Here is a 22549-nt window from a genome sequence, read left to right on the forward strand (position 1 = left end):
GGCGGTCGCGGCTTCGAGCCGGTCACCGCTCGCACGACGTCGTGCACATCGCCTTGTCCATCGCGCTGAAGAAGGCCCGGTAGTAATCGGGCTCGACGACGGTCTTCATCCGCGAATCGCCGTTGCTGTCCCATACCGTGCGGTCGAAACGCGCGCGCACGATCGCGTCGCGCGCCGGCGTCACGCGAACCGCGACGACGGCGGCCACGCGCTCGTGATCCGGTTTGGCCGGCAAGCCGCCGATCCTCGCCTTCAGCGCGCCGCGCAGCAGTTGCCGCCACTTCGGAACCAGCGTGTCGCTGCGGCCGCCTTCGATCAGCCCCATATCGCGATCGACCGTCACCGGCGCATAGCCCTGCGCGCGCAGCACGGCCGCCGCCGCGTCGAGCGTGCGCGCCTGCGTCGCCCCCGCATAACGACGATCGCTCATCATGCGCAGCGTCTGCTGTTCGCTGTCCGTCAGGTCGACTTCGGTCTGGCTGGCGCTGTAGCGCACCAGCGATCCGCCGCTGCCGATCTGACGTTCGTTTTGCGGCTTCGCCGCGCACCCGGCCAGCATCGCCAGCAGCCCGGCGCAGGCGAGCGCCAGCACACCGCGACCGCGCACCGGCGGCACCGCTGCCACGCGGCGCATCGCGCACCGCGCCGTGCGGCGGTCAAGAATGCCGCGGCGAATTCCTGTTGATCGGCAATCGGGGGGCGCTATGATCGTCATCGCGGTTTTCTCCTGTCGGCGTCATCTTAGGGACGCGCCACAGCCGCGACAAACGACATTTTCAGACTCACTGTGTAGCTTTTCTTCGCGATCTCACGATGCGCCGATTGCCGCCCCTGAACGCGCTGCGCAGCTTCGAAGCCGCCGGCCGCCTGCAGAGCCTCACCCTCGCCGCCGAGGAACTGAACGTGACCCAGAGCGCGATCGCGCAGCAGATCCGCGTGCTCGAATCGTTCTTCGGACAGAAGCTGTTCGAACGCGACGGGCGTTCGCTGCGGCTCACGCCGCGCGCGCGGCATTACCTCGTCGACGTCGCGAGCTGCCTCGGCCGGCTCGCGCAGGCGACCGGGCAGATGTTCGAGCCCGTCGGCGGCCATGCGATTCGGGTCAATGCCTCGGTGTCGTTCGCGCATGGATGGTTGCTGACGCAACTGGCCGCGTTCCAGGCCGCGCATCCCGATATCGACGTACAACTCGTCACGAACGCCGATGCCGAGCGCGACCAGATCGACGAAACGTGCGACATCGTGATCCGCCGGTACACGCCGGAGCTCCGCCGCAAGGGCTTCGTGTCGCGCCCGCTGCTCGCGAACGTCGCGCTCCCCGTGTGCGCGCCCGGCCATCCGGTGCTCGAACGGGCGCGCGTGCCGGCGGACCTGCGCAACGCGCCGCTGCTCCACTACGCCGGGCTGCCGCAAGCGTGGCAATACTGGTTCCACCAGGCCGGCACGGACGTCACCGAAACGCTGCGCGGGCCGTTCTATCGCGAGTTCTTCCTGTTGATCCAGGCGGCCGCGAGCGGGCTCGGCGTGTGCCTCGCGCCACGCGCCGTGGTGCGCGACGCGCTCGCGAGCGGCCGGCTGGTTGCCCTGTTTCCGGAAGTGCACCTGGAAGGGCCGCCGTTTCATTGCCTGTATCGCAACGACGGCGATCCGGCGCTGCGCACGTTCGTCGACTGGCTGTTCGCCCGAGCCGAGGAACTGGACGGCCCGCCGCCGCGGTAACGGACGGCGATGCCCGCGTCACCGCCGCTCGCGCAACGCCGCGTCGATCTTGCGGTCGGTCTTGTACTGGCTCAACGCATACACCGACCAGATCGCGGCCGGCAGCCAGCCGATGATCGTGATTTGCAGGACCAGGCAGATGATCCCGGCGATCGGGCGGCCGATCGTGAAAAACTGGAACCACGGCAGCAGCAGGGCAAGCAGAAGGCGCATGAACGATCCTCTCGGTGCGTCGTTGAACGGGTGATGCGCAGCCAATATGACGGGTGGCGCCCGTCATTTCAAGCCCGTGCCCGGCGCCCCATCGGCGCTACGCCGAATCCGCCAGCCACTGCGCGACGCGCGCGACGAGCGCGTCCGCTTCGTCGAAGCACTCGACGCCCGCTACCTGCGGCGCACCGCAGATCGTGAATACCGGCTTGCCCCACTGCAACCCGAGCGCGATTTCGGACAGCGTGCCGAGCCCGCCGCCGACTGCGATCAGGCACAGCGACGCACGCGCGACCAGCGCATTGCGCGTGATGCCGAGCCCGGTCGGCAGCGCGACGCTCAGGTAGGGATTCGCCAGCGTCGCATCGTCCTCGGGCAACAGCCCGATCGCGCAGCCGCCCGCCGCATGCGCGCCGCGCGCGGCGGCCTCCATCACGCCCTGCTTGCCGCCGCCGACGAGCGCCACGCCCGTCGACGCCACGGCGTGCGCGATCCGTTCCGCGACGCGCATCTGCTCGTCGGTCGCGTCGCGCGGGCCGATCAGGCCCGCCGGCATCCGGTGCCGGCTGGCGCCGCGTTGCCGCTGCGCCAGCCGCGCGAGCGCGTCGCGCGCCGGTTCGGACCACGCGCATTCAATGACGTCGTTGGCGAACAAGGCCTTCTCCCAGTGCCAGAACGCAGGTACAGATGGCCGTCAGCACGATCGACAGCACGGCTGCCTGCGAAAAATCGGTTTGCCCGTCCGACAGCTTCAGATACATCAGCAGCGGCAGGATGTTGATCTGCGTGCCGGCCAGCGCGATCGCCGTGCCGTAGGTGCCGAGCGCGATCGCGGTGACGAGGCACCAGGCGGACGCGACGGACGGCCACAGCTCGCGCCACGCGACGTCGAGCCACGCGCGCCACGGCCGCGCGCCGAGCGTCAGCGCGGCGTCGAGCGGCCGCCGGTCGAGATTCGCGAGCGCCGGGTAGATCATCAGCGCGACGCGCGGAATCAGGTAGTACGCGTAGGCGAACGCGAGCCCCGGCATCGTGTAGATCGCGCCGCCGACCACGGTCGGATCGGCGCCCAGCGCGGCCAGCAGCGTGGTCACGAAGCCCGCGCGGCCGAACGCGAGGATGAAGCCGTACGCGATCACCAGCCCGGAGAACGCGAGCGGCACGCCGAGCAGCGCGAGCGACCAATGGCGGCGGGCCGGCGACTGCCCGGCCAGCGCGAACGCGACCGGCACGCCGACGCCGACCGACAGCGTGCCGGCGCTCATCGCCAGCGCGAGCGAGCGAGCGATCGCGTCGGCGACGAGCGGATCGCGCCACACCGCCGCGAACGCACGGCCGCCGCCGTCGAACGCGGCGCCGACCAGCGCGGCCAGCGGCAGCACGAAGCACACCGCGAGCAAGGCCGCGGCGGGCAGCGCGCCGAAGCGGCGCAGCACGCCGCGCGCCGGTAAGGAGGCCTGCATTCCGTGCCCCTTACTGGCCGAGCGTGGCCTGCGACCAGAGCTGGTCGACCTCGGCCTTGCGCGCCGCCGCCTTCGCGACATCGAGCGGGCGCACCTGCGGCGCGTTCGGCAGCTTCGCCGCGACCTCCGGTGCGACCGGCGTGCCGGGCACCGCCGGGCGCACGTAGCCTTGCGCGAACAGCGCCTGCCCGACGTCGCTCATCACCAGGTTGAGCCAGAGCTGCGCGGCCGACGGATTCGGGCCGTTCTTCACGAGACTCATCGCATAGGGCGCCGACACGCTGCCGTCCTGCGGAATCACGATGTCGGCCGCGTCGCCCATGCCGTCCGCGTACTTCGCCTTGAGTCCGTCGTTCTCGTAGCCGATCAGGATCGGGATCTCGCCCTTCACGAACTTCGCGTACGGCGTCGTGCCCTCGACGCGCAGCACGTTGCCGGCCTGCTTCAGCTTGCCGAAGAAATCCGCACCCGGCTTCGGGTTCTCGACGCTGCCGCCGTTCGCATACGCGGCCGCGAACACCGCGACCTGGCCCTGCCCCGTGGAGCGCGGATCGAGATAGACCACCGCGTTGCGGTACTCGGGCTTCAGCAGGTCGGACCAGCGCTGCGGCACGTTCTTGACGAGCTTCCGGTTGACGAGGAACGCGATGTTCAGCGAATGCACGGCGAACCAGCGGCCGTCGGTCGCGCGGAACACGCCCGGCAGCTTGTCGAAATTGACCGGCCGGAACGGCGCGACGACATCCTTGCCGGCCGCATCGAGCGCCGACGCCGCGAAGTAGTACGCGGTGTCGGCCTGCGGGCGGCGGCGCGACTTGTCGAGCGCGACGACGGTCGCGGCCGAGCCGATGTCGTTGTACGTGATCTCGACCTTCGGATAGCGCTTGCGGAATTCGGCGAACAGCGCCTTCCAGTTCGCCCATTCGGGGCCGGTGTCGAACGACACGACGAGCCCTTCGTCGGCCGCCTTCGCGTACAGCGCGTCTTCGCCCGGGTACAGCGGCGCGGCCTGCGCCGCCGCGCAAGAGAGCGCCGCGAGCGCACACAGCGCCAGCACGCGGGCGCGCATGGCTTTCACAAGAGGGGAGCCTGCAAGCATCGTGAATCTCCGTTAAACGAAAGGAATCAGTGCGCGTCCGGCGCAGCCGGCAGCACGAGCAGATGGCGCGGGTCGAGCGCGATGCTGCGCACGGCCGGCTCGCGCCCTTCGCACAACAGCACGTCGGCCGAGCCGTCCGGAATGAAGTCGTAGCGCTGCGTCGCGCCGAAGTACCGCACGTCGCCGCGGCGGCCTTCGATGCGATTGGTGCTGTGCGCCGGCGGATCGGCCTGCACGTGCTCGGGCCGCACGAGCACCGCGATCGCGTCGCCCGGCCGATGCGCACCCGTTTCCGCACGCAGGGTCGCGAAACGCACGTCGATCTCGCCGTGCGCGCGCACCTGCCCGCGCAGCAGCGTCGAATGCCCGACGAAGCGCGCGACCTGCGCGGTGGCCGGGCGTTCGTACAGGTCGCGCGGCGTGCCGGCCTGGAGCACGCGGCCGCCGTCGACGATCGCGACGCGGTCGGCCATGCTCAGCGCTTCGTCCTGGTCGTGCGTGACGAAGAGCGTCGTCGCGCCGCATGCGCGCTGCAGCGCGCGGATCTCGTCGCGCAGTTGGTGGCGGATGCCGGCATCGAGCGCCGCCAGCGGCTCGTCGAGCAGCAACAGCTTCGGCTCGATCACGAGCGCCCGCGCGAGCGCGACGCGCTGCTGCTGGCCACCGGACAGCATCGCGACGCCGCGCGTCGCATGGGCCGCCAGCCCGACCCGCTCGAGCATGTCGAGCGCGCGCCGGCGCCGCAGGTCGGCCGCCACGCCGCGCATGCGCAGCCCGTACGCGACGTTGTCGACGACCGACAGGTTCGGGAACAGCGCGTAATGCTGGAACACCATCCCCACTTCGCGACGCCACACGGGCACGCCGGCCACGTCGGCGCGGCCGATCGCGATGCGGCCGCGCCAGCCGTCGAGCAGCCCGGCCGCGAGCCTCAGCAGCGTGGATTTGCCGGAGCCGCTGCGCCCCATCACCGCGAGCAGTTCGCCCTGCGCGGCGGACAACGTGACGTCGTCGACGCCATGGCGGGCGCCCGGATACTGGAAACTGACGTGTTCGAATTCGAGACTCATGGATGACTCACTTCAGACGTTGCACGGTGCCGACGGACACGAGCGTCGCGAGCACCGCGAGCACGAGCAGCACGACGGTGGCCGCGCATGCCATCCCGGTCGCGCCGTAGAACGCCTGCAGCAGCACGATCGGATAATTCCGGTAGCGAAAGCCGGCGATCAGGTTCGAGATCTGGAATTCGCCGATCGACAGCGCCGCCACCATCACGAGGCCGGAAAACAGGCTGTGCCGCAGGTTCGGCAGCACGATCGTGACGAACTGGCGCAACGGCGGCGCGCCGAGCGTCGCCGCGCAAGCCTCGAGCCGCGCGAGGCCGAGGTGGCGCAGGTCGCCGAGCAGCGTCTGCAGCAGATACGGCAACGTCAGCACCGCGTGCGCCGCGATCATCAGCGGCAGCGTGCCGAGCCACGGCAGCGTGTCGCCGCTGAAGATCGCGATGTAGCCGAAACCGAGCGTCAGCGCCGGCACGGCGACCGGCATCAGCATCACGACGCGCGTCGCGAACCCGCCGCCGGCCTGCGCGCGATGATGCAGCGCGTACGCGAGCGGCAGGCCGATCACCGCGTTGAGCGCGCAGCACGCCAGCGCCACCATGAAGCTCACGCCGAACGCGCGGGTGAAGCTCCGGTTCGCGGCCAGGTCGGCAAACCAGTGCCCGGTGACACCCGAGGGCAGCAACGTGTTCGTCCACGATGCGCCCACCGAGCCGATCAGCAGCAACGCGATCGGCAGCAGCAGGTAGAGCGCGAACACCGCGAGCAGCGCCTGCAGCAGCAGGCGGCCGACACGCGGATGCGCTGTTCTGTTACGACGAATCGGAACACCGTCGGCCAATGCCGGGGCGGTTGACGGATGCATGAGCACACTCGCTGACGATCGGGGAAAACTTCGTGCGACGCCCGCCGGGCGAGGCCCGCTTGCGTTGTCGAAGCCGGCGCAGTGTGCGGTTTCGACATGGCATCGTCATGAAAAAAACGTAAAAAGCGCGCATCGACTTGTGCAAGGACGGAACAGCCCGCCATGAAGCACCTGTATCCGAACGTGGCGGAGCTGCATGCATTCGCCGCGTCCGCGAAGTACCTGAACTTCTCCTACGCGGCCCGCGAACTGGGCCTGACGCCGAGCGCGGTCAGCCGGCAGATCGCGAACCTCGAAGCGCTGTTCGGCGTGAAGCTGTTCGTGCGCGAGGGGCGCGGCCTCGCGCTCACACGGGCGGGCCAGGTGTATCACGCACGCGTCGTCGGCCCGTTGCGCGAAATCGGCAACGCGTCGATCGAGCTGCTGAGCGCGCGCGAGAACAGCGACCTGTTGACGATCGCGAGCGTGCCGACGTTCACGACCAAGTGGCTGCTGCCGCGCCTCACGCGCTTTCTCGCCGCCGCGCCGGGCGTCACGCTGAGCTTTCGCCGCCATCTCGCGCCCGGCGACGTGTTCCCGTTCGGACTCGACGCGGCGATCCGCTATGGCGACGGCGGATGGGAAGGGGTGCGCAGCGACTATCTGGGTGGACGCACCTTCGTGCCCGTCTGCTCGCGCGAATTCGCCGCCCGGCATGCGCTGCATACGCCCGCCGATGCGGTCGCCGCACCGCGCCTCGTGCACGAACAGGCCGAAATCGCGTGGTCCGCGTGGGCGGAGCGTCATCGCGCGTCGCAGATGAACGCACTGGCCGGCCCGCGCTTCGAGCAGTATTCGGTGCTGATCCAGGCCGCGCAGGCCGGGCTCGGGATGGCCCTCGTGCCGCGTTTCCTGATTCTCGACAATCTCGCGGCGGGCACGCTGGTCGAGCCGTTCGACGCACCGGTCGACGTCGACGCACAGGGGCATTACCTCTGTTACGCGCCGGAGCGCCTCGACACGAGCGAGGCGTTGAGACGGTTCAGGGACTGGATGCTGGACGAAGCCGGGCGCGCGTAGGCGCCCCACGTCGCCCCGACAACGAGCGGCGCGCGCCGCCGCCCGGCCACGCGCGCTGCACCGGACGCCGCCCGGCGGCGGCATCCGGCCTGCCGCGTCAACGCCCGATACCGAGCCCCGGCAGCACGCGCGTGTTCTCGGCCACGACCGCATGCAGCAGGCGCGGGTCGGCGCCGAGCAGCGCGAGGATCGTCGGCGCGACCTGCTTCGTGCCCACGAGATCGTTCACGGTGCGCGCGCGATGGACGCCCGGATACGACACGAGCAGGCCGAGGTGGCTGTCGTCCGGCGCGTTGCCGCCGTGCTCCTCGTCCTTCTTCGTGCTCGACGTGTAGATCACGCCCGGATTCGGCTGGACGATGATGTCCGGCGTGCGGCCGTTGGCCGGATCGCCGAAGCGCTCGGCCAGGGCCGCGCCGTACAGGATGGACGCCTGCGCACCGTCCGCGCAGATCCCCGGCGCGTTGCAACCCAGGTTCGCCTTCAGCGTCTCGACCACGGCCGTGCGCTGGCTGCGGTCGCGCAGCCAGATCAGGCCGACGTCGTCGGTCTGCACGAAGCCCGTGCCGACCAGGCCGGAACCGTCGTTCAGGTTGCCCGTCGCCGTGCTGTTCTGGCCGAAGTTGCCGTTCGGGTCGAGGTAGTTGTTGGTTTCGAGCAGCTTCGTCAGCGTGTCGCCGTTCTTCACGAGCTTCGTGTGATCGGAAGGCGACTGGCCGTGCTTCGACGTGACGATCACGGCCGTCGACGCGTACAGGTTGGCCTGCTTCAGCGCCGCGACGATACGGCCGATCGCGTTGTCGACGTACGTGATCGCGTTCGCGACCTGCCCGTTCGGCGTGAAGTCGGCATCGAGATAGCCGCCGCCCTTCGCGACCGGCGACTTCTGCGCGACGCTGAGCGTCTGGAAGTTCGCGCCGAACAGCGTCGGCACCGGCGCGCTCTTCGTGCCGGTCGAGTCGCGGCCTTCGATCTGGTTGACCAGCGCCTGCACGTGCAGGTTGTCGAAGCGCGCGGTGTGCGAGTAGACATCCGTGTAGTCGGTGTTCGTCGCCGGGTCGATCGAGTTGATCTCGGTGCGCATCAGGTCGTCGACGCCGGTGCCCGACGGGCCGTTCAGCCAGTCGTAGCCCCACGCGTGCTTGTCGGCCCACGCGGTGCGCGCGTTCGGCACGCCGGCCTTCACGGCTTCGAACACGGTGTTGGTCTTCACGTAGTTGTGCGGATAAACGGGCACGCACCGGCCGTTCACGCGCGCGTGCGGAATCGCCTGCGGGTTGAACGCGCCGCCGCCGTCGAGGTGCACGAGCTTGCCGCCGTCGATCGCGTCGATGCCGGTCGTTTCGTCGAACACGACGTTCCAGCCCTGTTTACCCGAGCATGTCGTATCGCTCGGCGCATACAGGTTGCGGTCATACGACACGTCGTAGAACAGGCCGGCCGTCTTCGGCGAGCCGCCCGTCACGAGCGCCGCGAGGCCCGGGAACGAATCCGACAGGCCCGGCGTATAGGCGTTCGCGTACGTCACGCCGCTCTTCGCGAGCACCGCGATGTTCGGGCACGTATTCGCGCCGATGCAGCGCGCGAGATCCTGCTCGTGCAGACCGTCGACGCTCAGCAGCAGCACGTGCTTCACGACGCGGCCCGCATGGCCGTTGCCCTCGCCCTGGCTGTCGCCGTCCTGCTGCGCCGCATGCGCGCCCGCGCTTGCGAGCGTCAGCGCGCCCGCCACCATCACCGCCATGTTTCGTTGCTTGACGAACCTGGAAATCATCACCCCACCTCATCGATTGACGTTTGAACTGCACGACTTGCCATCCGGCGCGCAAAATATCGCCGGATCGTGCGGCGGTCGCATGAAGCGAGGCTTTCTGTTCTCTGTCAAACGTAACCAATCGCAAATGACGAGAATCGGTCGCAATACGCGGCCCTTGCGTGCGCCGACCCGTGCGGCCGGATTTTTTTTCGGCTTGGCCCGCGACTATTGGTGTGTGATAAAGGGTTTTCCCTGACCCGGAGCACGAGTATGTCGACCCTGGAAGCTCTCCGGTTCGTGCTGGACGATGCACGCACCCCCGAAATCATTCGCCACCACGTCGTCGACGCGCTGCAGTACGCGTTGCGCAACTACGGACAGGTGTTCACCGCGAAGGAAGTCGAATGGCTGACGCAGTGGGACGACGCGCGTCTGCCGCTGGCCGCGAGGAAGGAACTGGACAAGCGCGAACCGGCGATCGCCGCGCGCTGACAAAAAAAGCCGCCGCGCCCGACCGGTGCGGGCGCGGCGGCTGATCGCGGCAAGGCTTACTGCAGCCCGAAGTCGACGCGGGTCGTCGCGCCCTTGTCCGAGATGCCCTTCGCGTCGAGCTTCGGCGCGACGACGAACACGCGGCTCGAGTCGATCTTCCCGTCGAGGTACTGGCGCACGGCCTGCGCGCGCTGCTGCGCGAGCGCACGCAGCGCGTTGTCGTCGGCCGGCGCGTGATCGGCCAGCGCCTGCTTCATGTCCGCATCGGGCAGCGTCTTCTGCAGCCCGACCAGGTTGCGCGGCTTCTTGAAGTCGGCGGCCTTGTACGCGCGCGTCAGGTACTTCGAGTATTCGGCCTTGTCGACCTTCACCGACATCGGATCGATGCTCTCGCCCTGGCCGACCACGTCCTTCAGCTTCTGCTGGCGCACCAGACGCTCGACGTACGCGTCGCGCAGCCCCGGCGTGTCCTGCGCGGGATCGACGCGGCCGATCAGGTCGAGCCGGATCGACGCCTTCTCGGTCAGCATCTTCACGACGGTGTCGAGCTTCTTCTGCTGCGCGTCGGTCAGCTCGTACGAACCCGGCGCGAACTCGACGTAACCGAGATCCTCGCCGCCGCCGCCGAACGCGTTCGCGAGCAGCGTGAACGGCGACGTGACGGCCTTCGCGATCAGGTTCAGCACCGCGTGCCAGATCAGCCCGCCGACGCTGAATTCCGGATTCGACAGCGACCCCGACACCGGCAGGTTCACGTCGATCTGGCCGCGCGTGTTCTTCAGCAGCGAAATCGCGAGCTTCACCGGCAGCTTCGTCGCGGTGTCGTTCTCGACGCGGTCGCCGAACGTCAGCTGGTCGATGAAGATGTGGTTGTTCGCCGACAGCTGGTCGTTCGCGAGCTGGTAATGCAGGTCGACGTTGAGCTTGCCCTTCGTGATCGGATAACCGGCGTATTTCGCCGAGTACGGCGTCAGGTTGGTCAGCTCGATGTCGTGCGCGGTGGCCGTCAGGTCGAGCGCCGGCTTCTCGATCAGCGGGTTCACCGACCCCTTGATCGAGATCGGCCCGTTGCCCGCGAGGTTCGCGGCCACGTCGACCGGCGCGGACGTCGTCGAATCCGTGCCGAACGCGCCGACCGTGCCCTTGATCGCGACGAGGTTCGCCGTGTAGTTCGGCTTGATGAAGTTGTCCGTGTAGGTCACGCGGCCGTCCTGCAGCACGAGCTGGCCGAAGTGCATCCGCACCGGGTTCTGCGGCTGCGGTGCGGCCTTCACGACCACCGTCGCCGACGCGGCGGCCGGCGCGGACGCCTGCCGGGCGGCGGCAGCCGATGCGGCCTGCGCGGCGGCGGGCGGCGTCACGCCCGGCGACAGCGGCACCGGTTCGCCCTTGCTCGCGTCGCGCGTGAGCGACTGCGCCGGGCCCGTCTCCTTCGCGACCACGTCCTTCAGGTTCAGCCGCCCCTGCGCATCGAGCAGCACGCGGCCGTAGAAGTTCGAGAACGTCACGCGCGCGGCGTCGACATCGGTGCCCTTCTCGTCGTAGTTCGCCTTCAGGTTCGACAGCGCGAGCGAGCGCCAGCCCGCGAACGGGTCGGACGTCGCCTTGTCGAGCATCCGCACGTCGACCAGCGCGACGTCGCCGCGATAGGTCGCGCGCGGCGTGTCCTTCACCTGCGCGAACGTCAGGTTGCCCTGCGCGTTGAGCAGCGCGCTCGCGATCGTCGCGTTCAGCGCGCTGCCGAAGTACGGCTCGAACGCGGCCGCATCCAGCCGGTTGCCGTTGATCTTCAGGCCGAGCTTGAGCGGCTGCGCGGTCACGTCGCCCGTCACGTTCAGCGAACCCTTGCGGTTCAGCGTCGCCTTCAGCTGCACGGGCAGCGGTTTCGTCATGTCGTCGCTCAGCTTCTGCACCGACAGCTCCAGCGGCTTGATCGCCAGCTTCACCGGGCGCGGCGTCGACAGGTCGGTGAAGTTCGCGGACGCATCCTTCACGTTCAGCGCGTCGATCCGGTAGTGCCACGTCGGCGCGGCGGCCGCGGCCTTGCGCGCGACCGTGCGCTTCGGCACGGCCGCCTGCGCGGGTTCGGCCAGCGCCGCGAGGTCGATCTTGCCGTCCTTCAGGCGCTTCACGTCGAGTGCCAGCCCGCTCGCGTCGACGCTCGCGATCTCCACGGTGCGCGCGGCAACGTCGACCTTCGCGATCTTCGCGCTCGCGTCGGGCAGCACGATCGCGGCCGCCTTGTTGTCGGGTGCGGCAATCTTCAGCGTTTTCAGGCTGACCGAGCTGTCGGCGACTTCCGCCGCGAGCGGCGTCTTGCCCCAGTCGGTCTTCGCGTTGACGGTCGCGCCGAGCGTGCCGTCGAGCACGCGCGCGCGCGTCGCCTCGCCGAGGTACGGCTGCAGCGCCGGCAGCGCGAGCGCGGCGACCGTCAGCTTCGTGTCGGCCTGCTTCGCCGCGAGACTGAACGCGCCTTCGGCCGTCAGGTCGCCGCCGCGCGACAGCGACGTCGACACCGTGTATTTCGCGGGCGTCTTGCCCAGCAGCGAGAAGCCGTCGAGCGTCGCGGCGAGCTTCGTCAGCGAGATCGCGGTCGGCGTCGCCGGCACGCGGTCGTCGACGTTGACCGTGCCGCCGTCGATCGCGAAATGACGGATCGTCAGGTCGAGCGGCGGCGCTTCCTTCGCGGCGGCGGCGGTGTCGGCCTTCGCGCCGCTGGCCGCGGCGACCGCGGCACCGGAAGCGGCGGCAGCGCCCGACGCGGCCGGCTTGCCGGCTTCGGCCTTCGGCGCGGCGGCCGGCTGCGCGGCGAGCTTCTCGACGTTCAGCACACCCTGCTTGTCGCGCGACAGGTCGACCACCGGCTGGTCGATCCTGATCTCGTCGAAGTGCATCCCGTTGCGCAGCGGCTCGAGGCTGGCCGCCGCGACGTGGACGCCGCGCGCGGCGAACAGCGGCGCGGACGCGAGGTCCGTCACCTTCGCGTCGTTCAGGTCGACGGTGCCCGACACGCGCAGCGCGGGCGTCTCGCCGCTCATCACGAAATTGACCGTAAGGTTGCTGCTCAGCAGGCCGCTCGTCACGGCCACCGGCAGCTTCGCCGGCACGTACGAGATCAGCTTCGGCACGTCGAGGCGGTCGAACTTCAGCGCGACCTCCGATTCGCGCGACTGCGCGAACGGCTTGGTCTTGCCGTCGATCGAGATCGGGCTGCCGTCGAAGCGCGCGCGCAGCTTCGGCTCGACGAAGATGTCGGTCTTCGAGGCCAGCGTCGCGATGTACGGGATTCCGAGCGTCCAGTTGTCGACCACATGCTTCTCATTCAGCAGGCGGTCGTCGAAGTCGATCCGGCCGTCGTTGACCTGGATGTTCGACACCGAAAACTGCGTCGGCTTGCTGTCGGGCTTCGGCGACGGCCCGGAGGAGAACTTCTCGATCAGGTCGGTGAAGTTGAAGCGCTGCGCGTCGTAGCGGACGACGTGAAAGCGCGGCGAATCGAGCCGGATTTCGTTGACGATCGGCGCGCCGCGGAACAGCGACGACCACGACGGCCTCACGACGAGCTTGCCGATGTCGATGAAGTCGCCCTGGCCGCCGCGCTCGCCGAGGTGGATGCCGTCGGCCTCGAGGTTCAGCGTGTATGGGTTCAGTGCGATGCGCTGGATCGTGGCCGGCCGGTCGAGCTGCTTGCTCAGTTGCTGTTCGGCGACGTGGCGGATCAGCGGCGGCGCCGCGAAGAACCCGAGCAGTCCGAACAATACGAGGAAGATCAGCACGCCGATGCCGATACGCCGGGTCCGGCGCGAGCGTGCAATGCCACCGAGGGCATGGAGGGTCGAGGGTACGGTTTCTTTGTCTGCGCTTGCCATGCTTGAATGCCTCGGGAATGGATGCCGGGCCGCGCCGGACAACCGGGCGGCCGCGCACGCTATCCCGAAAGTATAGGCTCAGGTGGTGACGGTACGAGGGTCGGATGCGGCCGCCGCGCCCGCGGGTCGGACAACCGCGGCGGTCAACCGTTCATTTCCGGACGACGACGGGCGGCATCCACGTGCCGTCGCTTGCCTGCGGCTTCGGTGCGTACAGGCGCAACGCGAGCGCGAAATCGGTGCGCGGCGCCGGCAGCCAGTTGCCCGCATGCGCGGCGCCCGGCGACGCCGATACGACGATGTCGATCGAGCCGTCGTGGTTGCGGCGCAGCCGGTCGCGATCGCCGAGCGAGCGGCGCGCCGACCCGACGTCGGGCAGCGCGCCGCTCGTCGTATAGGGCGTGAGCGTCCAGAATGCGCGCACCGGCGGCAGCGCACCCGGCGCGAAATGCAGCACGTAGCGGTTCGCGCCGTTCAGCGCATGGCCGTCGCTGTCGACGCGGACGACCGCGAGCGTCTCGTCGTCGCGCGTCGCGGTGCCGAACTGCGTGTAGGCCGCATAGGCGCGCAGCGCGTAGTCCTGGCCGTACTTGCCGGCCGTATCGCCGATCCAGCTCCAGCCGTTCGCGTTCAGCAGGTTCGACGGCGGCGTCACGAGCCGCGCGCGCGCCTCGGCCACGCCGGCCGTCGCGGCCGTGAGGCGGTCGCCCGTCCACAGCACCGGATAGCCGGCCGTCACGCCGATGTCCCCGAGGAGTTCTTGCGCATGCGCGTCGTCGGCCGGCGCCGGGTTGTCCTGCAGCGCCTGCGCGAAGCGCGTGAAGAACGCCTTCGGGTCGAGCGCGGCCACTTGCTCGGCCGGCGTGCCGCCGCTCACCGCTTCGGCCGGCGCGCTGCCCGCATGGACCGCGACCGACGCGCCGCGCGCGGCGCCCGTGTAAACAGACAGCGGCACCACGCGGATCGCGCGCTGCAGCTTCTTCACGTTCGTCAGGTCGCGCCCGCCGCTCGTCTGCAGCCGCACTTCGAGCCACGCGTTGGCGGACGGCACGTCAATCCGCAGCGCGCCCTTCGGCAGCGTGCCCTGCCAGTCCTTCGCGGCGAAGGCAATCGTTTGCGCCCGCGCGCCGCCGCGGGCACCCCGCGCCGCGACGCTCGACGACGACCACAACACGTTCGTCCACATGTCCAGTGCGCGCGCGTCCCAGTAGCGGCCGCGGGTATCGGGCAGCGTGACGATCACGGGTTCGGCGGCGACGTCGAGCCAGCCGGTCGAATCGAGCGTGTCGACGCCCGGCAGCGGCGGATTGACCGCGCCGACGGGCGGCAGCGCCTGTGCGTGGCGCAGCGTGTTGAGCGGCGCCTGCCCCGGTTGCGCGCCGTCACCGCCCGTCGCCGCTTCCTTCGCGACGTCCATCAGCACGAGCGGATACGCATAGACATAGGAGTCGGCGACTTCGGCGCGCATCCAGCCGGTTTTCCGCTGGATCGCGTCCGGTTGCGACGCGCACCCCGCGAGCACCACCGCCATGGCCAGCGACGCGCACGCGCGCCGCAGCGAAACTGATTCCTGCAGGTTTTCAATCATCGATTACTGGCCGAATATCGTTCTTTTGAGTCAACGCCTTGTTCGTCTCGCGAACGGCGAATGCAAGGCACCCCAGCCTGCCCGGATGCCGTTTTGCAACGTTTCGCAACGGTGGGCGCTGATGTCAGGCCGGTATCATAGCGCCTAAGGGCATCCCCCAATATGCCGAATAACGGGTCGGGCGGTAGTTCGAGCGCGATCGGCACGGGCGGCGCTGGCTCGGAGTGATCCAACCCCCATTCAAATGATGGATGAGACCGTCGCAGACGCTTGACCTTGCCATCATGGGAATGTTGATACTGGAATCATTCGCGGCACGAACCGCGTTTCTGGGGAATCCGACATGACTGAACCACTTGCCTCCGCGGCACTGCAAACGATCGAACTGAGCGTCGACGGCATGCATTGCGGCGGCTGCACGGGCCGCGTGCAGCGCGCGCTGGCCGCCGTGCCGGGCGTCGTCGATGCGGTAGTCGATCTCGACACGCACACGGCGACGGTGACCGCGCAGGACACGGTCGAGCCCGGCCGGCTCGTCGACGCAATCGGCGAGGCCGGCTACCGTGCGGCGGTGCGCGACGCGGCGCTCGAAGCCGGCGCGACGACGCACGCGGCTCACGGGTTGCATGACGACACGCCGTCCGCGGCCGCGACGGCGCGTGCCTCGGCGGCCACGATCGAACTCGATATCGATGGGATGACCTGCGCGTCGTGCGTGTCGCGCGTCGAAAAGGCACTGGCCAACGTGCCGGGCGTCACGCGCGCGTCGGTCAACCTCGCGACCGAACGTGCCACCGTCGACGCAGCGGCGGGCGTCTCCGCGTCGCAACTGGCGGATGCCGTGAAGCAGGCCGGTTATGGCGCGACGCCGACGGCGCCCGATATCGCCATTCCGAGCGCCGCCCCCGCCACGCCTGTCAGCATCGAACTCGATATCGACGGGATGACCTGCGCGTCGTGCGTGTCGCGCGTCGAAAAGGCGCTGGCCAACGTGCCCAGCGTCACGCGCGCGTCGGTCAACCTCGCGACCGAACGTGCCACCGTCGACGCGGCGGCGGGCGTTTCGGCATCGCAACTGGCGGATGCCGTGAAGCAGGCCGGCTATGGCGCGACGCCGGTCGCCGTCGCCGCGCCGGCCGCAGCCCCGCCCGCCTCCGCCGACCTCGAACTCGAGATCGGCGGCATGACCTGCGCGTCCTGCGCCGGCCGCGTCGAAAAGGCGCTGGCCGCCGTCCCGGGCGTCGCGCGCGCGTCCGTCAATCTCGCGACCGAGCGCGCATCGGTGCACGGCGCCGGCGCTCTCGATGCCGCCACGCTGATCGCGGCGGTCACCACGGCCGGCTACCAGGCATCGCTCGTCGCCGCGCCGTCGGCCGGCGCACCGACCGGCGCAGACGCGCAACCGGCCCGCCCCGCGCAGGATGCCGATGCACGCAAGCGCCGCGAAGCCATCCGCGAACGCAACCTCGTGATCGGGTCCGCCGTGCTGAGCGCGCCGCTCATCGCGCCGATGCTCGTCGCGCCGTTCGGCATCGATCTGATGTTGCCGGGCTGGCTCCAGCTCGTGCTCGCATCGATCGTCCAGTTCGGCTTCGGCGCGCGCTTCTACCGCGCGGCCTGGCACGCGGTGAAGGCGCGCACCGGCAACATGGACCTGCTCGTCGCGCTCGGCACGTCGGCCGCCTATGGCTTGAGCCTGTGGATGCTGCTGCGCGATCCCGCGCATCCCGGCCATCTGTATTTCGAGGCATCGGCCGTGATCGTCACGCTCGTGCGCTTCGGCAAATGGCTCGAATCGCGCGCGAAGCGCCAGACCACCGAGGCGATCCGCGCGCTGAACGCGCTGCGGCCCGACCGTGCGCGCGTCGTCGAGCACGGCGTCGAACGCGACGTGCCGCTGGCGCAGGTGCGCGTCGGCACGCAGGTCAGCATCCGGCCGGGCGAGCGCGTGCCCGTCGACGGCCGGATCGTGTCGGGCCGCTCGCACATCGACGAATCGCTGATCACCGGCGAAAGCCTGCCCGTGCCGAAGGACGACGGCGACCCCGTCACGGCCGGCTCGATCAATGGCGAAGGCGCGCTCGTCGTCGCAACCACCGCGATCGGCGCGGAAACGACGCTTGCCCGCATCATCCGCCTCGTCGAATCCGCGCAGGCCGAGAAGGCGCCGATCCAGCGGCTCGTCGATCGCGTCAGCGAAGTGTTCGTGCCGGCGATCCTCGGCATCGCCGTGCTGACGCTGGTCGGCTGGCTGATCGCCGGCGCCGGGACGGAAACCGCGATCCTCAACGCGGTCGCGGTGCTCGTGATCGCCTGCCCGTGCGCGCTCGGCCTCGCGACGCCCGCCGCGATCATGGCCGGCACGGGCGTCGCGGCCCGGCACGGCGTGCTGATCAAGGACGCGCAGGCGCTCGAACTTGCGCAGCGCACGACCGTGATCGCCTTCGACAAGACCGGCACGCTGACCGAAGGCAAGCCGTCCGTGACGGCGTTCGACGCCGTCGGCGTGCCGCGCGACGAAGCGCTCGCGCTCGCGGCGGCGGTGCAGCGCCAGAGCGATCACCCGCTCGCGCGTGCCGTGGTCGCCGCACACGATGCGGGCGTTGCCGCGCGCGGCGACACGACGCCGCCGGCCGTCGCGACCGATGCCCGCGCGGTGGCCGGACGCGGCGTGGAAGCGCGCGTCGGCGGGCAGCGGCTCGCGCTCGGCAGCACGCGCTGGCGCGACGAACTCGGCATCGCGGTGCCGCCCGAGCTCGGCGCGCGCGCGGCCGAACTCGAACGCGCAGGCAACACGATCTCGTGGCTGATGCGTGCCGATGCGCCGCGCGCACTGCTCGCGCTGATCGCATTCGGCGACACCGTGAAGCCAGGCGCCCGCGACGCGATCGCGGCGCTGTCGGCGCGCGGCGTCGCGAGCGTGCTCGTGACCGGCGACAACCGCGGCAGCGCGGCGGCCGTCGCGGCGGCGCTCGGCATCGGCGAAGTGCATGCGCAGGTGCTGCCCGACGACAAGGCACGCGTCGTCGCCGAACTGAAGCGCACGCACGACGGCATCGTCGCGATGGTCGGCGACGGGATCAACGATGCGCCCGCGCTCGCCGCGGCCGATGTCGGCATTGCGATGGCGACCGGCACGGACGTCGCGATGCACACGGCCGGCATCACGCTGATGCGCGGCGATCCGGCGCTCGTCGCCGACGCGATCGACATCTCGAAACGCACGTACCGGAAGATCCAGCAGAACCTGTTCTGGGCGTTCGTCTACAACCTGGTCGGCGTGCCGCTCGCGGCGCTCGGCTGGCTGAATCCGGTGATCGCGGGCGCGGCGATGGCGTTTTCCAGCGTCAGCGTCGTGACCAACGCATTGCTGCTGCGGAGATGGAAAGGCCGCGCACGCTGATGCGTGCGGGGGGCGATGGCCGGACGGCAGAATGGCCGTTCGGCGATCGTCCAGCCGGAAGGGTCGGGAGGGTAGCCGGCATATGCCGGTTGCGGCGCCCCGGATCGGCAGGACGGGCCGGTCGGCGGATTCAGTCCGACACGACCGGCTTGATCAACGTCGTGGTGATCGGCGCGAAGCCGCACGCACGATACAGCGCGCGCGCCGCCGTGTTGTGATTGAACACCGACAACCCGATCTCGGTGACACCATACCGGCGCGCCTCGGCATCGAGCGCATCGAGCGCGCGCGTGGCCCAGCCCTGGCGGCGCCGGGACGGGACAATGTCGAGGTCGTAGATGAACAGCGTGCGGTTCGACCCTTCGGGGACGATCGCGTACCAGAGGTCGCCCACCGCGTCGCCGCTGGCGCCGTCGATGAGCATGACGAGGGTCTGGCCGGCGGTCAGCAGGCCGTCCGGCAGCAGCGTATCGAAGCAGGCGCGCGCACGCTCGGCCGCATCTTCGACAGCATTTTGTCCGGAGGACACGAGATCGCGCGCGTAGCCGTCGATGGCGCGCGTGCGGTACGCGTGGAATTCGCCGGCCGTCATCGGCCGCATCTGCAGCATGGCCCGGTCGCCGTGAACGGAATCGGACTTCCAGTGTAGCGGGACAGTCGCACCGGCGCGCGATGCGGCGGTGGAAAACGGGCGGACAGGTGCGGCGGACGCCGCGCCGAATCAGCGAATCAGCGAATCAGCGAATCAGCGAATCAGCGAATCAGCGAATCAGCGAATCAGCGAATCAGCGACGATACAGGACGATCGGTACGAGGTGCGCACGACGCACGCGCTCGGCTTCGGCGCGACGCGCGGCATACGAATATTCGGCGTCGAGCGGCAGGTGCGGGGACACGAACAGGTCGTCGATCTTTTGCAGCAGGGCGAAGATGAAGCTCATTTGAGACTCCTGACAGATGGCTAGGGTTTTCCCTTAGATTGACTCCATTCTAAGGGTTTTCCCTGAACTCTGCCAGCGGGCCGCATCAGTTTGCCGCACGCGCGCGACAGCGGATCGTCGGCGCGAAACGGTAATCCTTGCCCCGTAAGGGCCGCAGGATAGGGTCGGAGTAATTAACGCGTTCGACGGGTTCGCTTGGCAACCGCCGCCTCGCGGTTCGCCGTGCGCTGCAGCCGGTCGACTTGCGACAGGAGCGCTTCGTGGTGTTCCTCGAGCGTCATCAGCGTCGCCTGCTGCGTCGACAGGTCGGCCGCGAGTCGATCGATCCGCTGCTGCTTCGCGGCCGCGTCCTGCTTCAGGTGCGCGATCTGCCGCGTCTGCATCACCAGCGCGACGAGTCCCGCCAACACGACGACGGCCAGTGCCAGCAGCAGACGGTTGACGCGACGCATCTCGCGATCGGCCGCGCGGGTCACGCCGTCCACGTCGGACTGCAGCACGGCGAGCCGGTCGGTCAGCGGGCGCAGGTGCGTATCCGGATCGAAGGCCGGCGCGGCCGGGTGCGCGCGCTCCGACGACGGCTTCATGACAAAGGAGGCAACGGAGGCCACCGGCTGCGTGACGGGCGGCTGCGGAACGTCGGGCTGCGCGGCAGCCTCCTTGGCCGTCGCCGAATTCGTGATGCTTGCCGGCTCGGCAGCCTCTACCGGCATCGGTGACGCGACAGGCGCGGTGGCGATGTCCGGCGAGCGGTTCGCTTCAGCCGCTTCCGGCGCCGCGTCGACGCGCGTCGCAGCCGGCGCGGATTGTTTCGCCGCCGCTTCGCTCGCACCGGCAGCCGCCCGGCGCTTGCCGCCCGACGATGGGCGGCGCTCCTTCACGGCCTCGCCGGAAAATTTCCCCTCGCGGGATTTGACGGCCACAACCTCGGCCGCCGGCTTCGCAACTTCAGCCTCTGCCGCTGGCGATTCGGCTGCCTTCGCCGCGGCGCCATCGGCCGCTTGCAGCGTGGCCGCCGCCTTCCCGGCGCCGTCGGCCGCAAAGACCTCGGCCGTCGTCGTAACACCGTCGGCGGCAGGCAAATCGGCTGACTTCATGGCGCCGCCATCGGCGGATGGACCGTCGACGTTCGCAGCCAAACCGCCTTCAGGTGTCGACATACTCTCGGCCGCGCCCCCGCCTTCCGGCTGCGCCGCGCCTTCGGCTGCCGCGTGTCCGGCCGCAATCTCGGGCTCCGGCGCGATGAACCCGTCCAGCGTGGCCTGTCGCCCGTCGTCGGCACCGGCCGCATCGGCTTCCCCGATCGCGTCATCGCGCGCCGCAACCGGCATGCGCTCGCCCGGCTCGAGCACCGGATCGCCGAACAGGTCGAGCGTCCGTTCGTCCCGCGGCACGTCGCCGGCCGGCGCACTGCCGGATCGTGCCGTCGCCCGGGCGGACGTGCTGCCTGCGGCAGCGGCCGAGCGCTGGCGGGAACGGGCCGACGAACGGGTGGAACGGGAACGGGGGCGAGGCGTGGAAACGGATTCGGTCATGTCTGCCAAATTATTGTCCAGGAACATCCAATGAAATCCAAGTATCTTCCAACAAATCAATAGCTTGCATCATCAACTCGTCCAATTTACTCTAACACCATTCAGCTCCATCCAGCGACTCTCGATGGGCTATATGATGGGCCAAAAACAGATGCTAACCGACAAACAAGCCAAAGCGCTCAAGCCAACCGACAAACCAGTCTTCGACGGAAAGGTGACAGGACTGCTGCTGACCCCGACCAAGTCCGGCTGCAAATGGACCCTGCGCTTCACCAGTCCCATGACAGGTAAGCGACGTGACGCTGGTCTGGGCACCTATCCCGAAATCTCTATCGCTGAGGCACGTGCGAAAGCGCTCGCAATGCGCAAACTCATCGATAACGGCGAAGACCCGATCGACCAACGCCATCGGGATCGAGAAGCGGCCAGCATTGCCGCCGCCGCCCTGACGTTCGAGAAAGCCGCACGCCTGGTACACGAAGAACTGAAGCCAAGCTGGAAAAGCGAGAAGCATGCAACTCAATGGATCAGCAGCCTAGAAGCCTATGTCTTTCCCAAACTCGGCAGCCGCAAGCTCGATGCGATTAGCCCCGGCGACTGCGCTGACATCCTGCGCCCGATCTGGCTGACGAAGACTCCTACAGCCAGCCGCACTCGTCAACGCATGCATGCTGTTATGCAGTGGGCTTGGGCACACGGCCATATCGCAGCGAATCCCGTCGTGGCTGTCGACTATATCCTTCCCAAACAGTCGACCAAGACGACACATCAACCGGCAATGCCGTGGCGCGAGGTACCGCAATTCGTAGCCGCTCACCTCGCAAAGCACGCACCTACCGATAGTACGCGTGTCGCGTTGCTTTTCCTGATACTTACGGCAGCCCGCAGTGGCGAAGTACGAGGCGCGACGTGGGACGAACTCGATCTGGTTGGACGCGTTTGGAATATCCCGGCTGGTCGCATGAAAGCGAAGGAGCCGCATCGCATCCCGTTGTCCGAGAGGGCACTAGCACTTGTCAAAGTGCTAAAACAGCACCAACTGCACGAAACCCTAGTCTTTCCTTCGGCTCGCGAGAAAGTGCTGAACGACATGACCCTGACAGGATTTCTCCGTCGCACCAGAGCCGAGAGCGATACCCCCGGCCGCGTCGCAACCGCTCACGGTTTCCGTTCCAGTTTCCGGGATTGGGCTAGCGAACACGGATACGCGCGCGACTTGGCCGAACGCGCATTGGCTCACACCGTCAAGAATCAGGTCGAGGCGGCATACCACCGTACCGATCTACTGGAACAGCGACGGCCACTAATGGAAGCATGGGCGCAGCACGTCTGCCCCGACTAAAACGACTATGTGAACAACCAAGTATACGTAGAGAGCGACGGGCTGTTGGGTCCGTCGCTCTCTATGTCCGTCCTCACAACAGGCGTCACGAACGCATCACCCTAGCTTAGATATCGGTGTACGAACAGAAACCACTTTACGTCA

The 22549-nt window shown here is 68.8% G+C and carries 18 protein-coding genes; 5 read left to right on the plus strand and 13 right to left on the minus strand.

Features of this window, described 5'->3' with window-relative positions:
* Window positions 1-22 precede the first annotated feature (22 nt).
* Window positions 23-634 (minus strand): hypothetical protein, encoded by a 612-nt coding sequence (locus VXM69_RS00800; protein WP_226228983.1) that lies wholly within the window; start codon window positions 632-634, stop codon window positions 23-25.
* A gap of 179 nt (window positions 635-813) precedes the next feature.
* Here VXM69_RS00800 and VXM69_RS00805 point away from each other — a divergent pair, with 179 nt between their 5' ends.
* On the plus strand, window positions 814-1719 hold the full coding sequence (locus VXM69_RS00805) for a LysR substrate-binding domain-containing protein (RefSeq protein ID WP_034187690.1): 906 nt from the start codon (window positions 814-816) through the stop codon (window positions 1717-1719).
* Between the two features lie 18 nt (window positions 1720-1737).
* Here VXM69_RS00805 and VXM69_RS00810 read toward each other — a convergent pair whose 3' ends face one another.
* The 6 genes from VXM69_RS00810 to VXM69_RS00835 form a co-directional block, all read right to left on the minus strand.
* Entirely contained in the window at window positions 1738-1932 is a 195-nt protein-coding gene (locus tag VXM69_RS00810) for a YqaE/Pmp3 family membrane protein (protein WP_034187689.1), read from the minus strand.
* 97 nt (window positions 1933-2029) lie between these two features.
* Window positions 2030-2485, minus strand: coding sequence for a TIGR00725 family protein (locus VXM69_RS00815; RefSeq protein WP_124608557.1), 456 nt, complete (start codon window positions 2483-2485; stop codon window positions 2030-2032).
* Window positions 2486-2561: 76 nt separating this feature from the next.
* Window positions 2562-3392 (minus strand): ABC transporter permease, encoded by an 831-nt coding sequence (locus tag VXM69_RS00820; protein WP_059559086.1) that lies wholly within the window; start codon window positions 3390-3392, stop codon window positions 2562-2564.
* 10 nt (window positions 3393-3402) lie between these two features.
* Window positions 3403-4491, minus strand: coding sequence for an extracellular solute-binding protein (locus VXM69_RS00825; protein ID WP_034187686.1), 1089 nt, complete (start codon window positions 4489-4491; stop codon window positions 3403-3405).
* 26 nt (window positions 4492-4517) lie between these two features.
* Window positions 4518-5561 carry an ABC transporter ATP-binding protein gene (locus VXM69_RS00830; protein WP_367188802.1) on the minus strand — a complete coding sequence of 348 codons (1044 nt, stop codon included), beginning with the start codon at window positions 5559-5561 and terminating at the stop codon, window positions 4518-4520.
* Between the two features lie 7 nt (window positions 5562-5568).
* Window positions 5569-6420 (minus strand): ABC transporter permease, encoded by an 852-nt coding sequence (locus tag VXM69_RS00835; protein WP_059559093.1) that lies wholly within the window; start codon window positions 6418-6420, stop codon window positions 5569-5571.
* A gap of 162 nt (window positions 6421-6582) precedes the next feature.
* Here VXM69_RS00835 and VXM69_RS00840 point away from each other — a divergent pair, with 162 nt between their 5' ends.
* Entirely contained in the window at window positions 6583-7479 is an 897-nt protein-coding gene (locus VXM69_RS00840) for a LysR substrate-binding domain-containing protein (protein ID WP_124670392.1), read from the plus strand.
* Window positions 7480-7576: 97 nt separating this feature from the next.
* Here the strand turns inward: VXM69_RS00840 and VXM69_RS00845 are convergent, their stop codons facing one another.
* A complete protein-coding gene (locus VXM69_RS00845; protein ID WP_200086060.1) occupies window positions 7577-9253 on the minus strand; it encodes an alkaline phosphatase family protein in 1677 nt (558 codons plus the stop codon).
* A gap of 252 nt (window positions 9254-9505) precedes the next feature.
* On the opposite strand from VXM69_RS00845, the gene VXM69_RS00850 reads away from it, so the two are divergent.
* Window positions 9506-9727 (plus strand): hypothetical protein, encoded by a 222-nt coding sequence (locus tag VXM69_RS00850; protein ID WP_034187681.1) that lies wholly within the window; start codon window positions 9506-9508, stop codon window positions 9725-9727.
* A 56-nt stretch (window positions 9728-9783) separates the two neighbouring features.
* Here VXM69_RS00850 and VXM69_RS00855 read toward each other — a convergent pair whose 3' ends face one another.
* Together VXM69_RS00855 and VXM69_RS00860 are read right to left on the minus strand one after the other, a co-directional pair.
* A complete protein-coding gene (locus VXM69_RS00855) occupies window positions 9784-13596 on the minus strand; it encodes a DUF748 domain-containing protein (RefSeq protein WP_367188803.1) in 3813 nt (1270 codons plus the stop codon).
* Between the two features lie 151 nt (window positions 13597-13747).
* Window positions 13748-15184, minus strand: a complete 1437-nt coding sequence (locus VXM69_RS00860; RefSeq protein ID WP_175029188.1) for a DUF1254 domain-containing protein — start codon at window positions 15182-15184, stop codon at window positions 13748-13750.
* 343 nt (window positions 15185-15527) lie between these two features.
* Here VXM69_RS00860 and VXM69_RS00865 point away from each other — a divergent pair, with 343 nt between their 5' ends.
* Window positions 15528-18587: a heavy metal translocating P-type ATPase gene (locus tag VXM69_RS00865; RefSeq protein ID WP_367188804.1), complete on the plus strand. Its 3060-nt coding sequence runs from the start codon at window positions 15528-15530 to the stop codon at window positions 18585-18587.
* 130 nt (window positions 18588-18717) lie between these two features.
* On the opposite strand, the gene VXM69_RS00870 is transcribed toward VXM69_RS00865, so the two are convergent.
* The 3 genes from VXM69_RS00870 to VXM69_RS00880 form a co-directional block, all read right to left on the minus strand.
* Window positions 18718-19197, minus strand: coding sequence for a GNAT family N-acetyltransferase (locus VXM69_RS00870; protein ID WP_367188805.1), 480 nt, complete (start codon window positions 19195-19197; stop codon window positions 18718-18720).
* A 175-nt stretch (window positions 19198-19372) separates the two neighbouring features.
* The gene (locus VXM69_RS00875) at window positions 19373-19528 is read right to left on the minus strand and encodes a hypothetical protein (protein WP_167361908.1); all 156 of its coding nucleotides are present in this window, start codon (window positions 19526-19528) and stop codon (window positions 19373-19375) included.
* 173 nt (window positions 19529-19701) lie between these two features.
* Complete coding sequence (locus tag VXM69_RS00880; protein ID WP_367189209.1) at window positions 19702-21063, minus strand: flagellar hook-length control protein FliK; 1362 nt, start codon at window positions 21061-21063, stop codon at window positions 19702-19704.
* Window positions 21064-21187: 124 nt separating this feature from the next.
* Between VXM69_RS00880 and VXM69_RS00885 the strand changes: the two genes are divergently transcribed.
* Window positions 21188-22405 carry a tyrosine-type recombinase/integrase gene (locus VXM69_RS00885; protein ID WP_367188806.1) on the plus strand — a complete coding sequence of 406 codons (1218 nt, stop codon included), beginning with the start codon at window positions 21188-21190 and terminating at the stop codon, window positions 22403-22405.
* Window positions 22406-22549: the final 144 nt, after the last annotated feature.

This window comes from Burkholderia sp. Ed8 (assembly GCF_040761425.1).
Taxonomy (GTDB): Bacteria; Pseudomonadota; Gammaproteobacteria; order Burkholderiales; family Burkholderiaceae; genus Burkholderia; species Burkholderia seminalis.

Excerpts from the sequence above, each read along its gene's own strand:
- VXM69_RS00810 (WP_034187689.1), bottom strand. The coding sequence starts at position 1,932 with ATGCGCCTTCTGCTTGCCCTGCTGCTGCCGTGGTTCCAGTTTTTCACG.
- VXM69_RS00870 (WP_367188805.1), bottom strand. The coding sequence starts at position 19,197 with ATGCTGCAGATGCGGCCGATGACGGCCGGCGAATTCCACGCGTACCGC.
- VXM69_RS00880 (WP_367189209.1), bottom strand. The coding sequence starts at position 21,063 with ATGACCGAATCCGTTTCCACGCCTCGCCCCCGTTCCCGTTCCACCCGT.
- VXM69_RS00865 (WP_367188804.1), top strand. The coding sequence starts at position 15,528 with ATGACTGAACCACTTGCCTCCGCGGCACTGCAAACGATCGAACTGAGC.
- VXM69_RS00825 (WP_034187686.1), bottom strand. The coding sequence starts at position 4,491 with ATGCTTGCAGGCTCCCCTCTTGTGAAAGCCATGCGCGCCCGCGTGCTG.
- VXM69_RS00835 (WP_059559093.1), bottom strand. The coding sequence starts at position 6,420 with ATGCATCCGTCAACCGCCCCGGCATTGGCCGACGGTGTTCCGATTCGT.
- VXM69_RS00830 (WP_367188802.1), bottom strand. The coding sequence starts at position 5,561 with ATGAGTCTCGAATTCGAACACGTCAGTTTCCAGTATCCGGGCGCCCGC.
- VXM69_RS00875 (WP_167361908.1), bottom strand. The coding sequence starts at position 19,528 with ATGAGCTTCATCTTCGCCCTGCTGCAAAAGATCGACGACCTGTTCGTG.
- VXM69_RS00855 (WP_367188803.1), bottom strand. The coding sequence starts at position 13,596 with ATGGCAAGCGCAGACAAAGAAACCGTACCCTCGACCCTCCATGCCCTC.
- VXM69_RS00860 (WP_175029188.1), bottom strand. The coding sequence starts at position 15,184 with ATGATTGAAAACCTGCAGGAATCAGTTTCGCTGCGGCGCGCGTGCGCG.
- VXM69_RS00850 (WP_034187681.1), top strand. The coding sequence starts at position 9,506 with ATGTCGACCCTGGAAGCTCTCCGGTTCGTGCTGGACGATGCACGCACC.
- VXM69_RS00815 (WP_124608557.1), bottom strand. The coding sequence starts at position 2,485 with ATGCCGGCGGGCCTGATCGGCCCGCGCGACGCGACCGACGAGCAGATG.
- VXM69_RS00805 (WP_034187690.1), top strand. The coding sequence starts at position 814 with ATGCGCCGATTGCCGCCCCTGAACGCGCTGCGCAGCTTCGAAGCCGCC.
- VXM69_RS00840 (WP_124670392.1), top strand. The coding sequence starts at position 6,583 with ATGAAGCACCTGTATCCGAACGTGGCGGAGCTGCATGCATTCGCCGCG.
- VXM69_RS00885 (WP_367188806.1), top strand. The coding sequence starts at position 21,188 with ATGGGCTATATGATGGGCCAAAAACAGATGCTAACCGACAAACAAGCC.
- VXM69_RS00820 (WP_059559086.1), bottom strand. The coding sequence starts at position 3,392 with ATGCAGGCCTCCTTACCGGCGCGCGGCGTGCTGCGCCGCTTCGGCGCG.
- VXM69_RS00845 (WP_200086060.1), bottom strand. The coding sequence starts at position 9,253 with ATGATTTCCAGGTTCGTCAAGCAACGAAACATGGCGGTGATGGTGGCG.
- VXM69_RS00800 (WP_226228983.1), bottom strand. The coding sequence starts at position 634 with ATGCGCCGCGTGGCAGCGGTGCCGCCGGTGCGCGGTCGCGGTGTGCTG.